The sequence below is a fragment of the Streptomyces sp. NPDC018693 genome, from assembly GCF_044391385.1.
Classification (GTDB): Bacteria; Actinomycetota; Actinomycetes; order Streptomycetales; family Streptomycetaceae; genus Streptomyces.
Genome location: NZ_JBIRZZ010000003.1, coordinates 74916 through 88647 on the forward strand (window position 1 = coordinate 74916; position 13732 = coordinate 88647).

Annotated in this window: 14 protein-coding genes and 1 pseudogene; 4 read left to right on the forward strand and 11 right to left on the reverse strand. The window is 70.5% G+C overall.

Annotated features, from left to right (window positions below):
- Nucleotides 1–20: 20 nt before the first annotated feature.
- Nucleotides 21–134 (reverse strand): annotated as a pseudogene (locus ACH5AC_RS08655) (LacI family transcriptional regulator); the annotation flags it as partial.
- 8 nt (nucleotides 135–142) lie between these two features.
- Nucleotides 143–1525 carry an MFS transporter gene (locus ACH5AC_RS08660; protein WP_398860983.1) on the reverse strand — a complete coding sequence of 461 codons (1383 nt, stop codon included), beginning with the start codon at nucleotides 1523–1525 and terminating at the stop codon, nucleotides 143–145.
- Between the two features lie 111 nt (nucleotides 1526–1636).
- Here ACH5AC_RS08660 and ACH5AC_RS08665 point away from each other — a divergent pair, with 111 nt between their 5' ends.
- Nucleotides 1637–2644: a LysR family transcriptional regulator gene (locus tag ACH5AC_RS08665; protein ID WP_398860984.1), complete on the forward strand. Its 1008-nt coding sequence runs from the start codon at nucleotides 1637–1639 to the stop codon at nucleotides 2642–2644.
- Between the two features lie 893 nt (nucleotides 2645–3537).
- Here the strand turns inward: ACH5AC_RS08665 and ACH5AC_RS08670 are convergent.
- Nucleotides 3538–4074: a hypothetical protein gene (locus tag ACH5AC_RS08670; protein ID WP_398860986.1), complete on the reverse strand. Its 537-nt coding sequence runs from the start codon at nucleotides 4072–4074 to the stop codon at nucleotides 3538–3540.
- 101 nt (nucleotides 4075–4175) lie between these two features.
- On the opposite strand from ACH5AC_RS08670, the gene ACH5AC_RS08675 reads away from it, so the two are divergent.
- Nucleotides 4176–6437: a VCBS repeat-containing protein gene (locus ACH5AC_RS08675; RefSeq protein WP_398860988.1), complete on the forward strand. Its 2262-nt coding sequence runs from the start codon at nucleotides 4176–4178 to the stop codon at nucleotides 6435–6437.
- A 26-nt stretch (nucleotides 6438–6463) separates the two neighbouring features.
- A complete protein-coding gene (locus ACH5AC_RS08680; RefSeq protein WP_398860990.1) occupies nucleotides 6464–8713 on the forward strand; it encodes an FG-GAP repeat domain-containing protein in 2250 nt (749 codons plus the stop codon).
- 93 nt (nucleotides 8714–8806) lie between these two features.
- Here the strand turns inward: ACH5AC_RS08680 and ACH5AC_RS08685 are convergent, their stop codons facing one another.
- From ACH5AC_RS08685 to ACH5AC_RS08720, 8 genes are all read right to left on the reverse strand, one after another.
- Nucleotides 8807–9325: a hypothetical protein gene (locus ACH5AC_RS08685; protein ID WP_398860991.1), complete on the reverse strand. Its 519-nt coding sequence runs from the start codon at nucleotides 9323–9325 to the stop codon at nucleotides 8807–8809.
- Between the two features lie 83 nt (nucleotides 9326–9408).
- Complete coding sequence (locus tag ACH5AC_RS08690) at nucleotides 9409–9642, reverse strand: DUF397 domain-containing protein (RefSeq protein WP_398860993.1); 234 nt, start codon at nucleotides 9640–9642, stop codon at nucleotides 9409–9411.
- A 283-nt stretch (nucleotides 9643–9925) separates the two neighbouring features.
- Complete coding sequence (locus ACH5AC_RS08695) at nucleotides 9926–10117, reverse strand: hypothetical protein (protein ID WP_398860994.1); 192 nt, start codon at nucleotides 10115–10117, stop codon at nucleotides 9926–9928.
- Between the two features lie 93 nt (nucleotides 10118–10210).
- The gene (locus ACH5AC_RS08700) at nucleotides 10211–11062 is read right to left on the reverse strand and encodes a helix-turn-helix domain-containing protein (RefSeq protein WP_398861614.1); all 852 of its coding nucleotides are present in this window, start codon (nucleotides 11060–11062) and stop codon (nucleotides 10211–10213) included.
- A gap of 6 nt (nucleotides 11063–11068) precedes the next feature.
- Complete coding sequence (locus ACH5AC_RS08705; protein ID WP_398860996.1) at nucleotides 11069–11527, reverse strand: DUF6879 family protein; 459 nt, start codon at nucleotides 11525–11527, stop codon at nucleotides 11069–11071.
- A 43-nt stretch (nucleotides 11528–11570) separates the two neighbouring features.
- Nucleotides 11571–11798, reverse strand: coding sequence for a hypothetical protein (locus tag ACH5AC_RS08710; protein ID WP_398860997.1), 228 nt, complete (start codon nucleotides 11796–11798; stop codon nucleotides 11571–11573).
- 89 nt (nucleotides 11799–11887) lie between these two features.
- Nucleotides 11888–12082, reverse strand: coding sequence for a DUF397 domain-containing protein (locus ACH5AC_RS08715; protein ID WP_398860998.1), 195 nt, complete (start codon nucleotides 12080–12082; stop codon nucleotides 11888–11890).
- A gap of 12 nt (nucleotides 12083–12094) precedes the next feature.
- Nucleotides 12095–12949, reverse strand: a complete 855-nt coding sequence (locus ACH5AC_RS08720; protein WP_398860999.1) for a helix-turn-helix domain-containing protein — start codon at nucleotides 12947–12949, stop codon at nucleotides 12095–12097.
- Between the two features lie 233 nt (nucleotides 12950–13182).
- Between ACH5AC_RS08720 and ACH5AC_RS08725 the strand changes: the two genes are divergently transcribed.
- Nucleotides 13183–13689 carry an ATP-binding protein gene (locus ACH5AC_RS08725; protein WP_398861000.1) on the forward strand — a complete coding sequence of 169 codons (507 nt, stop codon included), beginning with the start codon at nucleotides 13183–13185 and terminating at the stop codon, nucleotides 13687–13689.
- Nucleotides 13690–13732: the final 43 nt, after the last annotated feature.

Consider the following 13732-nt stretch of genomic DNA (forward strand, 5'->3'; position numbering starts at 1 on the left):
GCCGGTCGTGGCGCCGTGCTCTCGGCCGACGGCAGGGCGACGGACGTGACCGGTATGCGGCTCTCCGCGAGGTCGTCGGGGCAGATCGCGGTGACCGACAGATCGCCGGGGACCCGCCGCAGGCCGAGCTGCTCGAGCCGTGTCAATGGGTGGTGCGGGAAATGGCGCAAGGGGATTGCCCGGGGGCGGCCAGAGGTCGGGTAGCCATCAGTGAGGCGAGGAGGGCGATGGTCGCCGCGGCGAGTGGTACGCCGTACCCGGCCGTCGCCGAGACGTGCTCCACCATCCAACCCCCTGCCGCGCTCCCGCCCGCGATGCCGCCGAGCAGGCCGGTCACCGCCAGGGTCATGCCCTCGTTGAGGCGGCCCTCGGGGGTACGGCGCTGGATCAGGGCCATGTTGGTGATCATGGTGGGAGCGGTCGCCATACCAGCGATCAGCACCGCGCCCGCCAGCACCGTCAGCGAGCCGGTCAGGGCCGCGGCGAGCAGGGGCAGCGTCAGCAGGGCGGCCATCGCGGCGATGCACCACGGGTAGCGGCGCTCGGCGGAGCCGGCCCGGCTCACCGCCCCGTACAGCAGGCCCGCCGCGCACGAACCGGCGGCCTGGAGGGCGAGGATCAGCCCCGCCGCCGCGCGGTGCCCGCGCTCGTCGGCGAACGCGATGGTGACGACCTCCGTCGCGCCGAACACCGCGCCCATCGCGAGGCAGACGGCCAGCAGGGGGCGCATGCCGACAGCGCGGAGCGGTGTGTTCCGGCTCCGCGAGGCGGGCGGCAACGGCTGGGACGGGGGTTCCGTGGAGCGCTGGGCGGTGAACAGGGCCACGCCTGTGACCAGCAGCGACAGGGCGACCAGCACACCGGCCTCCGGGAAGAGGGCCTCGCAGAGGAAGGCCGCGAGGACCGGGCCCAGCATGAAGCACAGCTCGTCGACTGACTGCTCGAAGGAGTTCGCGGTGTGCAGGGACCGGGGGTCCTCCTTGCCGCTCTTGCTGTTCTTGTCGCTCTTGCCGCTCGTGTTGTCCTTGTCGTCCTTGTCGTCCTTGAGGAGGTGGACCCAGCGGGCGCGGGACAGCCCGCCGATGTTCGGGATGGTCGCGGTCGCGGCGTACGCGGCGAACAACGTCCAGGTGGGGGCGTTGTGGCGCAGGCAGAGGAGCAGGGCGACGGAGCTCAGCGTCGCCAGGAGCGTGGCGGGAAGGGCGATCCGGGCCTGCCCGTGCCGGTCGATGAGCCGGGCGATCCAGGGGGCGACCAGTGCGGTCGCCGCGAGCCCGGTCGCGGTGAGGGCGCCGGCGAGGGCGTACGAGCCGCGGGCGTCGGCGACCATCAGGATCGCACTGATGCCGAGCATGCCCATGGGGAGCCGGGCGAGCAGGCCGGCGGCGGTGAAGGCGCGGGCGCCGGGGGTGGCGAGGAGGCGGCGGTACGGGCCGGGCGTGCGACTGGGGATTCGAGGGGTGAAGTCGGCGGCCACCAGGGTGTCGGCGGTGACCGTGAGTATCGGGGTGGGTGACGGCGGCATGGATCAACCGTCGCGCCGGAGCGATCAACGCGTCCAACACCTGATGGGGGCCGATTCACGCACCTCAATTGTCAATGGCGCTGCGTGGCGGCCGCGTTGTACGTTCACCAGGTGCCCGCCACTCACCTCGACCCCCGCCTCCTGCGCGCCTTCCTCGCCGTGTCCGAGGAGCTGCACTTCACCCGGGCCGCGGCCCGTCTCTACGTCGCCCAGCAGGCGCTCAGTCGCGATGTGCGGCGGCTGGAGCGGGAGTTGGGCGCCGAACTGTTCGTACGGACCACCCGTCAGGTGACGCTCACGCCCGACGGGGAGCGGCTGGTGCCGTACGCGCGCCGGGTGCTGGCGGCGCAGGAGGAGCTGTTGAACGCCTTCTCCCAGGCGCGTCCCCTGCTGGTGGACCTCAACTCGCCCGGCCTGGCCACCGGGCGCCGGGTACTGGCGCGGGCCCGCGAACTCGTCCCCGAACTGGAGCTGATGGCCCGCTACGAGAGCGGGCTGACCGGCGCGGCGGCCGAGATGCTCGCGGGGCGGCTGGACGCGTCGTTCGGGCGGTTCGCGGGGCTGGACCCGGCGCTGCGGTCCGGGCTGGAGCATCAGCCGGTGCGATACGAGCCGATGGCCGTCGTACTGCCCGAGGACCACCGGCTGGCCGGGCTGACGGAGGTGCCGTTGGCCGGGCTGGCGGGGGAGCGGGTGTATGCCGGGGCCGGGAATCCGCGCACCCCGGAGTGGACCGACCTCGCGCACCGGCTGTTCGACGGGCGGGGCATCGAGGTCGCGGCGCCGGCTCCGTTGGCCGTCGGGGACGAGGAGTTCCGGCGGATCATCGAGAAGAGCGGGACGCCGGTGCTCGCGGTGGTGGGCTTTCCGGCCATGCCGGGGACGGTGTCGCGGCCGCTCGTCGACCCGGTCCCGCTGTCCCCGGTGTCGCTGGTGTGGCGGAAAGGGCTGGTGCATCCGGCCCTGGACGCGCTGCGGGGGGCGGCGGCCGGGGTCGCGGGGGAGGAGGGCTGGTTGCGGGTGCCTGACGGGGGGTGGGTTCCGGACGTCGACAGGGAGGTGATGGCTCGGCCGGATGTGTCCCCAGCTGTCTCCGTCGTACAAGACGACGATGTCTAAATGAGTGCATCCCGTACACGGGGGGACATGTCTGCGCTAGATTCGTCGACCCGGGCACAGACGGCACAGAGGGGTGCAAGAGCGGGCGGACCGGGCGGGGGCCGGTGCGATCGACGTGTGCCCGGGGCGTCCGCGCACCCCGAACCGTCCCGTGGGGGAAGTGCGCACGTGAGGAACTGGCGGGAAGAGGCCCAACCGGTCTGGCCCGAGGCGGCGTTGCCGACGGGGGAGGTGCCGGTGGTGGTGGGGGACACGCAGGCGTTTGCGGGCCTCGACGGCCCTGAAGGGGTGGGTGCGCCAGGGAGGTGGGGCGTTGGCCCTACTGGCCCCGGTGGCCCGACTGGCCCCGGTGGCCCGACTGGCCCCGGTGGCTCGACTGGGCCCGGTGGACCTACTGGCCCCGGTGGCCCTGAGTGGTCCGGTGGCCCTGAGTGGTCCGGTGGGGCTGAGTGGTCCGGTGGCCCTGAGCGGTCCGATGGGGCTGAGCGGCCCGGCGGCCCTGAGCGGCCCGGTGAGGCTGAGCGGTCCGGTGGGGCTGAGTGGTCCGGTGGGGCTGAGTGGTCCGGTGGCCCTGAGCGGTCCGGTGAGGCTGAGTGGTCCGATGGGGCTGAGCGGCCCGGCGGCCCTGAGCGGCCCGGCGGCCCTGAGCGGTCCGGCGGCCCTGAGTGGTCCGATGGGTCTGGTGTGCTCGGTCCTGGCGGTCCTGGTCCCGAGGGGCCCGCCGGCTCGACGGGCGTCGGCGGCCTCGACGGGCCTGAGCGGGCCGGTGGCGCCGGGGACCCTGTCGGCGAGGGCGGAAGCCGTGGTCGTACGTCGTCCGGTCGTGGCCGTGGATTCGATCGCGGACGTGCCCTCCAGCGCATCGGCATCATCACGGCCCTCGGCTGCGGGGCCTACGCGGCGGCCTTCGTCGGGAGTCTGCTGCCGGGCGGCCCCGGCACGCAGTGGCTGCCGGAGTCCGGGCGGGACGACGGCAGGTCGGCGGCGGGGCAGGTGGACGGCTCGCAGCCGCCCGTCTCCTCCACGAACCCCCGTCGGGGAGCCCAGGCTCCGGTGACCTCGCGCACGACCTCGTCCCCCTCCGCCCCTGCCACGGCCGACCCCGGGCCGAGTACCGCACCGACCGCCTCCGCGGCCCCGGCGCCCCCCAGTGCCTCCGCCACCGTGCCGGGGCCGGGCGGCCCCTCGCCGAGCGGATCGGCGCCGGAGCCCGGCACGGGGGCGAGCAGCGCGCCGCCGTCGACCGGCCCGGCCGACCCGCCGGTGGAATCCCCGCCCGCCTCACCGCCGCCCAGCAGCGCCGAGCCGTCGCCGGACGCCTCGCCGTCATCGCCGGCGGAGATAATGACGGTGGCGCACGGCGCCTGAACAGCGGCCGCCGTATCCCTGATGCCGGTGTCGGAGGGCGCTGATACCCTCCAGCAGATCATCGCGAGGTGACGTTTCTTCGGCCGAGGGGGAGGGATCCCGGCCGGTCACCTCCGCGCGGCTGCGGTTCGCCGCGGTCCGTTTCAGGGGAGGGACCGTCGTCTTGCGCCGTACCCATGTCTTCCGGCTGCGCCTCACTGCCGCGATCGGTGTGGTCCTGGCAACCACCCTGGTCGGGGGCCACGCGGCCACGGCCGCGCCCGCGTCGGCGCCCGGGTCGGTCATCGCGACGGCCGGCGAGGCGGGGGAGCAGACGGTGGTGCCGTATCCGAGCGGGCGGACCACGCTCGCCGGTGTCGGCTCGACCGGGTTCCTGACCTGGGGCAACGACGGCCTCGACCGGTGGACCAGCTTCGCTGACGGTTCGTCCACCCACCTGGCGGAGCCCGGGTGGGTCGCCATGGCCTCCAGGGCGTCGGATGTCGTGCTGATCCTCAAGTCCAGCGGCCTCGTCGAACTCCGCGACATGAGCACGAGCACCTCCGTACTGACCCTGAACCCGGGCGACATGGGGCCGCAGGGCCAGGCCGTCGGCGCGGTCGGCGCCACCCTCTTCGTACGGACCTCGAACGGCGCCGGAGGCCACGACGTCCACCTGGTCGGCAAGGCGGACGGCGAGCTGTCGAAGCGTACGGTGACCGGCCTGCCGCAGGACGCGACGGACCCGACCGTCCGGGCGGGCACCCCCACCCATGCCGTGCTGGTCTACCAGACCCCCCGTGGCCGCCAGTGGGCGCTGGTCGACGTTTCCGCCGGGACCGTCGTCAAGACGCACGCCATGGCTTCCGCCCCCGACTCCGTCGCCGTCTCGGGGACGCGCGTCGCCTGGGACGAGACCGACTCCACCGGGAAGAAGCACGTGGTGGTCGCCCCTCGCGGGACCGGCGCGGATCAGCGGATCCCCCTCGGCCTGACCAGCGAGAAGGTGGCGGTCGGCCTGGTGGGCGACTGGGTGACGTACGGGATCGACGGCGGAGAGGTCGCGTCTGACCCGAACCCGCTGTACGCGCTGACGGCGCGCAACCTCACCACGAACGCCACCCGCAAGGTCCTCGACCAGGTACGGCAGACGGCCACGGCACCCGACGGCACGCTGCACGCGAGCGGCGCCACCGCGACCGGGGACGTGGGCCTGTACCGGATCGTCCTCGGCGCCGACGGGGCGCCGGCCGCCACGCTCGTGGCGAGCACCGGCGATCCGGCCAGGGTGATGCTGCTCGGCCACAAGATCCCCGCGGTGATCGACCTGGACAGGACCGGCGGCCGGTTCCGGCTGGAGTGGCAGCTGTCCCGGATCAACGTGGTCGTGGACGTCACCCTGCGCAACACGCGCACCGGGGAGACGAAGCGGGAGACCGTGTATCCCCTGTCGGTCAGCTACGACGACCCGCACCGGGTCTACTTCGACTGGGAGGGCGACGTCTCGTGGAACGGCGCCTCCGGCATGTTCTCCGGTGCCAGGAGCGGCTCGTACACCTGGCAGATCAACGCCCGGCCGCTCGACGGCATCGGCCCGAACCTGGCCGCCTCGGGAACGTTCACGGTCGCCCGCAAGCCCGGCCTGCACGACTACGACGCCGACGGCTACCCGGATGTCCTCGCACGGGACACGACGGGGCGGCTGTGGCTCAAGAAGACCTACGACGCGCTGGAGTACGGCGGCTTCCACCAGTACCCCGAGACCCTCGTCGGCAGCGGCTGGAACATCTACGACCGCATCGAGGCGTCCGGAAACCTCGGCGGCGCGCCCGGGAGCGACCTGGTGGCCCGGGACCGTGACGGCGTGCTCTGGCTCTACCTCGGCACGGGCAACGTCAAGGCCCCGTTCGCGTCCCGCGTCCGGATCGGCGGCGGCTGGAACACGTACACCCAGCTCACCGGCGGCAGCGACCTGACCGGCGACGGCCGCGCCGACCTCGTCGCCACCGACAGGGCCGGCGCCCTGTGGCTCTACAAGGGCACCGGGAACTGGCGAGCCCCGTTCGCGTCCCGAGTGAAGATCGGCTCCGGCGGCTGGGGCACGTACGACCAGATCGCCGCCACCGGCGACATCGCGGGTGCCGCTGCCGGTGACCTGGTCGCCCGCGACCGTGACGGCGTGCTGTGGCTCTACCTCGGCCGCGGCAACGGCACCTTCGCCCCGCGCACCCGGATCGGCGCCGGCTGGAACACCTACCAGCACCTCCTCGGCATCGGCGACGGCAACCGCGACGCCCGCCCCGACGTGTACGCGACCGGCCTGCGGTACGAGAGCCCCGACCCCTACCTCTACACGAGCACGGGCGACTGGCGCAGACCGCTCAACGGCCGCGCGGACGTCTTCCGCTCCTTCAACGCGATCCGCACGTACAACCTCTTCGTCTGAGTCACACGATTCGAAGGACCCTCCCCTTGCGTTCCGTACAGAGAACCGCCGCCAGAAGACGCCTCGCCACTGCCGTCGCCACCGTCCTCGCCCTCACTACCACCGGACTCGGCACCGGCCTGACCACCGCCCCGGCGACTGCCGCGCCCGCCGCCGTCGCTGCGACCACGGGAGCTGAGGCGCAGTCAGTCATCCCGTTCCCGAAGGGTGATGTCCTGGACGGCGCGACCGCCACGGGCTACCTGACCCGGAACGATGCCACCGATACCCGGAGCTGGCTGCCCGCCTCGGGCGGCTTCGGGGCGCAATGGGCCGGGAACACCACCGTCCAGGGCACCGGGACCGGTGATCTCGTCGCCAGGTACACCCCCGGCGACGCCACCGCCAAGCTCATGGACATGGCGAGCGGATCGACGGTCCACGCCTACAACCTCGGCCCGTCCGACAGCGGTGTCGGTTACGCGGGCGCCGCCGGCACCTCCCTGTTCACCACGCTGGACAACTCGGCAGGCGGCCAGACCCTCCGCATGCACAGCGACAGCGAGGCCCTGCGGACGGTGGCCGGCCTTCCGGAGACCGCCGCCGACGTGACGGTCGCGGCCGGTACCGCCGCCCACGCCCAGGTGACCTGGTCCACCGGCACGGGGCCGGACACCAAGCGCTTCCTCGGCCTCCTCGATCTCGCCTCCGGCGCGGTGACGGAGACCTACGAGCTGCCGGCCACCGCCGAGGGCTCGGACATCGCGGTGTCGGCTACGGACGTGGCTTGGGTCGAGTACACCGACCCGACCAAGATCGCCGAGGCCACTGTGGTGGCCACGGAGCGTTCCACGGGTACGTCCGAGAACGTCTGGGTGGGCAGGGCGCGGCCCAGGGCGGTGGAGATCGCCCTGCAGGGCGACTGGCTGATGTTCGGCAACCGCAGCAGCCTCGACTCCGTTGACTGGTCCTACGAGGACGGTCTGACCGCGTACCACCTGAGGTCCTATGGACCCGAGCCCAGGCTCCTCCACCATCTGACCTCCGCCGCCATCGCCCCCGACGGCACGCTGTTCGCACGCGGCGGCACCATCGCGGACAACGAAGGCGTGTACCGGATCGCGCCCGGTGAGGACGGCGTCCCGGCCGCCACTCTGGTCGCGAGCACCGGCGAGCTCACCGAGGTCACGCTGACCGGTCATACCATCCCGGCCGTGGTCGACCTGGACCGCAATGGCGGTCAGGCGACCCTGGGTTGGAACCTGTCCCGAGGCAACGTGGCCGTGGACATCACTCTGCGGCACGTGCGCACGGGGAAGACCCGGTCCATCTACCTGACGAACCCGGGGGCGACCGTCCGCTGGGACTGGCAGGGTGACCTGGGTTCCGCGTATGCCAGCGCCCACAACGGCGACTACACGTGGTTGATCGACGTCCAGCCGCTCAACACCATCGGCGATGGCTTCACGGCCTCCGGCACGTTCAAGGTCGTCCGCACCCAGCCCCACGACTTCGACGACAACGGCACGCCGAACACGCTCGCGCGGGACACCGCCGGGCGCCTGTGGAACAGGGACACGCACTCGCTCAACCCCTCCGAACCCTTGGGGGTGGCAGGGACGAAGCTCATCGGCGGCGGCTGGAACATCTACGACCGGATCGAGACCGTCGGCAACGTCGGCGGTGCCGCCCACGCCGATGTGATCGCCCGCGACGGCAGCGGTGTGCTGTGGCTGTACCTCGGCAAGGGCGACGGCACGTTGGCGAGCCGCATCAAGATCGGCGGCGGCTGGCAGATCTACGACAAGCTCACCGGCGGCACCGACTACACCGGCGACGGCAAGGCCGACCTCCTTGCCACCGACACCTCCGGGGTGCTCTGGCTCTACAAGGGCACCGGCAACTACAGTGCCCCCTTCGCCACTCGAGTGAAGGTCGGTGGCGGCTGGGGCATCTATAACGACATCACCGCCATGGGTAACGTCGGCGGCGCTGCCGCGGGCGACCTGCTCGCCCGTGACCGTGACGGCGTGCTGTGGCTCTATCTCGGTTACGGCAACGGCACCTTCGCGAGCCGCGTGAGGATCGGCGGCGGCTGGAACGTCTACAGCGACCTGGTCGGTATCGGCGACGGCAACCGCGACGGCCGCCCTGACCTGTTGGCATACCCGGGGAGCCGCCACGACAGTTACTTCTACAGCGGCACCGGCGACTGGCAAGCGCCGTTCGGGCCGCGGACAGGCTCTTTGGCCGTGCATCCGATCGACTACTACTACCCGATCGACATCGTCGCATGACCAGAGCCGGGGACCGGAAGCCGAGCACCACCCACCGCACCGGTCCCCGCACTCCGCCCCGGCCGCCGCCGCGCCCAGCCGGCGTCGGCTGCCTCACTGGCGACCGGCTTGCTCGGCGTTGCGGTGACCGCTTGGAGATTCATTTCGGGGGGCCGGACAGGCCAGTTCGGGCTTCGAATGGTTCGGGGAGCACGTCACCAGTGCCAAGGACAGGAACGAGGGGCGTTCGAGGTAGAAGCCCAGTGAGACGTCCGTGCCTGACTCCAGCCGCTCAGCAGTGGTGTTCAACAGCACGGTCAGACGGGTGGTGTCACGGTCCCGGTCCGAGGCGAACCGGGGTGCGTACTCCGCCAGCCGTTCCCCGAGCCAGGCCGCCGCTTCCTTCGGCTCGTGCCATGTGCCGCACACCAGGGAGCGCGGCTTGATCAGCCAGTACGCCGTTTCCAGCGGAGGCAGATCAATGGTGGGGAACTCCGCCGCCACTTCCCGGTAGCGCTGGATCAGCTCCGGCTTGCTTCCGGCTGGAGGAGGCTCGGGGTGCGGGGGCCGTCGCACGGCTTCCTGGTCGAAGCGCTCTTTGGGGCCGGTCCATAGGTAGCCGTGGTGGTGCACTGGTCGTTCCCGTTCGAGACGTGCCGGCCGGGCACGGTCCGGAGACGGGGGACGGACCCGGCCCGGCCGGTGTGAGGCGAGGGTCAGGCGTTGAGCCCGAAGCGCGCCGGGTCGATGCCGGCGGCGTCCAGCTCAGCCCTGGTAAAGCGGAGCGGCTGCGTGTCCGGCCGCTTGCTGTCGCCGAGGGCCCAGGCGTCGTCGCCGATCCGGGCGAGGGTGACGCAGGACTCGCCGTCGGGGTGGGTGTTGCCGCCGCACGCCTTGGCGAACACAGCGGTGTCGATGTCGAGGGCGTACAGGTCGGTGCCGTTCTGCATCAGCGTGCCTCCTGATCGTCTTCGCGGCCGTGGCCGGACCGCCAACCGCCCATGTATGGGCAGAAGTTGATGGGGAGAGGGGAGAAGGGAACTCAGTGCCGGGAATCGCGACCGCGTTCCGTGCAGCGTCGGCACTCGCACGGCGGCCAAGCGGACGCGAGCAGAGGCGGAAGATCGTGCGTGGCGCGGACGGCCAGCTCGGGCCCCCAGGTCTGCCCTGAGTCGCGGGAAACCCGAATCGTCATTAGCGGTCGGTCGGCGAAGAGATCGCGCGTTCCCCTGCTCATGACGCGTGTGCCTCTTCGTGGTGCAGGCGCATCCGTACGTTGGCGTCGGGAACGGCGCTGTAGTCTCCGCTGGACCGAGCGTTCTGCCTGGTGACCACGAAGGACAGGCACATGGCACAGCCGGGTACGGCGGAGAGCTCGGCAGGCAGCTCGGTCAGGTCGTAATCCTGCAGCTTCTGCGTTTCCATACGTCGCCTCCACGGCTGATCGGCTCTCGCTGCAACGAACGTATGGAGGCAGCGGGTTGCCGATCCATGGACTTGCATGAGCTTGCGCAGCGATCACCCGATGGCGTCGATAGCGGCGGTGATGAGCGACCTGGCCTGTGCGCCGTACACGGCAATGGCGGACAGTTCGGCGAACGCCTTCGCGTACTCCGCGATCTCGCCGGGTTGGGTGACGGTGAGGTGCGCGGAGACGAGTTCCACGTTCACCTGTGCGTCGTCGTACATGGTGAACGACTCGACGGGCCATCCGGCACCGCGCGGAGTGCCGAGCGGGATGACGCCCAGGCTGACGGAAGGCAGCGACGCGACGGAGATCAGGTGGCCGAGTGCTCCGGCCATGGTGCCGTTATCGCCGATGACCGTGCGCAGCACCCATTCCTCGACGAGTATGGCGAACCGGTGGTTGCCAGAGTGCAGGATGCGCTGCCGGTCCATGCGGACGGCCACGGCGTCGTCGATGTCGTCGGGTACATCTCGGAGGTGGGCCACGGTGCTGAGTACGGCGCGGGTGTAGGCGGCCGACTGGAGCAAGCCAGGGATCACCCAGGATTGGTAGACGCGGAAGCGGCGGGTGCGTTCAAAGAGTGGCGCCACAGACTGCTGGACGCGCCGCAGGCCCGCCCGCTCCATGCGCCGCCACTGGACGTACGCGCCCTCGATGCCACGTGCCGTGGCGATCAGGTCGGCGGTCTGATCCTGGGCGGCGCAAAGCGTCGTGTACGTCCGGATGTCCGCGTCGGATGGAGGTGTGCGCCCGTTCTCAAGTCGCGAGCACTTTGACTCGTGCCAGTCGGCACGTCTGGCCAGCTCCCGAGCTGTGAGGCCGGCGTCCTTGCGAATCTCGCGAAGACGCCGACCAAGGGCCTGCCGTGCCTGCTGAACACCAGATGAAGTCACGCTGGGGATTGTGGATCAGGCGAGCCTGTAGGCCGCATGCGGCACCGCTAGGGCCCAGACTGATTCGAACGCATCCGCGCACAGCTTCACGACGGCGGGATCGTCGGTGAACTCCTCGTCCTCCGGTGCGAGTTCGCCGTTGCCAGCGAAGTGGTGGAAGACCACTGAGCTGTCGTCGAAGAGCCAGAAGTCGTTCCCGGGCAGCGCCAGCCCGGATGCGCGACGGCGAGGCAGCCAGCGTACTTGCTCACCAGCCTCCACGGTGGGGCCGGTCAGGTGATGTTCGAATCGGATGTAGTCCGACACGGGCTCCGACACGATTCGGGCCCTGCGTATTTCAACTCCCTGGGCGACGAGGTCGGCGATGAGCCGTAGCCACGGCCGACGCTCCGGGTCTCTTTCGGAGGGATCGTCACGGACGCCGTTCTGCCATGAGATGAACCGAGGGTCGGAGCGCATGTACTCGTCGCGCATCTCCAAATGGACTGCGGAGCGTGTGCAGCGTCGCAGCCGGTCCTCAAGAGTCGGCACTGCCACCGTTCTTCACCTCCGGGAAGAACTGCACCATGCGTTTCGGGATCTCGATGACGTCCTCGTGGCCGGGGAGGTCCAGCTGCGAACGCCGGTCCTCGTCGTCCACCTTCCAGCCCTGCACCAGATAGGTGCCCTTCTCGTCGTCGAGGTAGATGGTGGGGGACTTGCCTTCCGGGCTCTCGGGATCCTGGCCAAGCTTGATCAGAGCCATCGCTTCCTCCCTTGTCGTTGGGCCTCAGTGCTCGATCTTGCGCTCAATGCCGAACCCGAAACAGGAACTTGCAAGAACTTGCATGTGGATCAGCCGGGCGAGACGTGTCGTGTGTTCCGCGCGTATCGGAGGAAGACCGACCAGGTGGTGGGGGGAAAGGTGAGGTGGGGGCCAGTGGTGGATTTGGAATCGCGGATGTGGATGGTGGCGGGGGCGGTGGCTATCTCGACGCAGTTCGAACTGTCGCCGCTGTAAGTGGACTTCTGCCAGCGGAGGGTCTGCACGGTCGGTCTCTCTCAGCTGTCCTGGATGAGGCTGTGGATGAAGTCGCGTGACTCGGCTGGGCCGAGGGCGCAGGACTCCATGTGGTCGAGCACGGCACGGTACTTGCTCAGCTGTGCCTCCGCGTCGAGGAATCCGCAGCCGCCGTGATGGGTGTCGAGCTGCACAGTGTCGAGCTGAGGGACCGGAGCCTCGACGTAGTCGAAGGACTGCCCGGTACTCGGGTAGTGCTCCGAGTCGAATGGGATCGCCCGGATGGTGACGTTGGGCAGCTCGCTCATGCCGAGGAGATGCTTGAGCTGACCGCGCTTGACGTCGGGGCCGCCGAAGCTCATGCGCAGGGCCGACTCGTGGATGATCGCCGAGTACGGGGGCGGCTCCTCACGGTGCAGGATGCCCTGCCGTTTGATGCGGTAGGTGAGGCGGTGCTCGATCTCGTACTGCCGCATGGGCGGTACCACGGCATGGAAGAGGGCGCGGGCGTGGTCCGTGGTCTGTAGCAGTGCCGGGATGTGCATCGCCAGGGCTACCCGCAGACCAGTGGCGTGATGTTCGAGTTCGGCCAGGTCGACCAGCGCGGCGGGCAGATGCTCGCGGTATTCCTCCCACCAGCCGCGCGACCGGCGCCTCGTCATCGCAGCCAGGGCCTCGATCAGGGCCTCGTCCGAGCAGTCGTAGGCGGATGCCACTGCTCGGACACGGTCGGCGCTCAGAGAGCTCCGGCCGGTTTCGATCATGCTGACGCGCCCTTGATTGACGCCCAGTTGCGAGGCGGCCTCGGTGACGGTGAGCCCAGCGCGTTCACGTAGTTTGCGCAGTTCGGCGCCGAGACGCCGCTGGCGCAGTGTCGGGTTATTGGTGGGTGGCAAGGCGCCTCCTTCCAGGCCGCAACGCGGCGTTCCTGTAACCCACACGAAGTAATCGCGGACATCTCTCTAAGGTTTGGGAGATACATCTTCCGTTGTGCCTCTAGTTTAGGACCCATACCGCCCAACCCACCTCGCCCGTAAGCCGGAAGCGCACCAACCCAGGCAATGCCACCGCCCGGCGTGGTCGTTGAGCGGGCCCAAATCCCCTTCCTGCCACGTCTCCGGAGGTTTCCATGGGCACCGTATCCCCGTCCGACACCTGGGTGTACGCCCTGCGCCTGCCCCACGACCCCCGCGCGGCACGGGTCGCACGTACGACCGTGAGGTCCGTGCTCGACGGGTACGGCAGACACGAAGTGCGTGATGTCGTCGAGCTGTTGACCTCCGAGATGGTCACCAACACCTTCCTGCACACCGACGGGCCCGCATCCCTCCGCCTCACCGCGCTCGCCGACGCGCGGCTCCGCGTCGGGGTCTGGGACACCGAACCCCGTATTCCCGCGCCCTTCGACCGGCCGCCCCACGACCGGGTTCCGCTTGCCCCGGCGCGCGCCGGCGACGGGCGCGGGCTGCGGCTCGTACAGGAATACGCCGACTGCTGGGGCGGGGTGTCCCTCGGTGAGGGGCCGTTCGGTCGCGGTGGCGGGAAGTTGTTGTGGTTCGAGGTGGGCGGGACGCGCGCGGAGGCCGGAAGGAACCGTGCCGTGCGGGTGAGGCGTGGAGAGTTGCGAGGCACGTGATCCGCACAGTGCCGCTGGTCCTCCGGGACCCGACAAGGAGGAC

Excerpts from the sequence above, each read along its gene's own strand:
- ACH5AC_RS08695 (WP_398860994.1), bottom strand. The coding sequence starts at position 10,117 with ATGGAAACGCAGAAGCTGCAGGATTACGACCTGACCGAGCTGCCTGCC.
- ACH5AC_RS08670 (WP_398860986.1), bottom strand. The coding sequence starts at position 4,074 with ATGATCTGCTGGAGGGTATCAGCGCCCTCCGACACCGGCATCAGGGAT.
- ACH5AC_RS08660 (WP_398860983.1), bottom strand. The coding sequence starts at position 1,525 with ATGCCGCCGTCACCCACCCCGATACTCACGGTCACCGCCGACACCCTG.
- ACH5AC_RS08690 (WP_398860993.1), bottom strand. The coding sequence starts at position 9,642 with ATGCAGAACGGCACCGACCTGTACGCCCTCGACATCGACACCGCTGTG.
- ACH5AC_RS08710 (WP_398860997.1), bottom strand. The coding sequence starts at position 11,798 with ATGGCTCTGATCAAGCTTGGCCAGGATCCCGAGAGCCCGGAAGGCAAG.
- ACH5AC_RS08725 (WP_398861000.1), top strand. The coding sequence starts at position 13,183 with ATGGGCACCGTATCCCCGTCCGACACCTGGGTGTACGCCCTGCGCCTG.
- ACH5AC_RS08705 (WP_398860996.1), bottom strand. The coding sequence starts at position 11,527 with ATGCGCGACGAGTACATGCGCTCCGACCCTCGGTTCATCTCATGGCAG.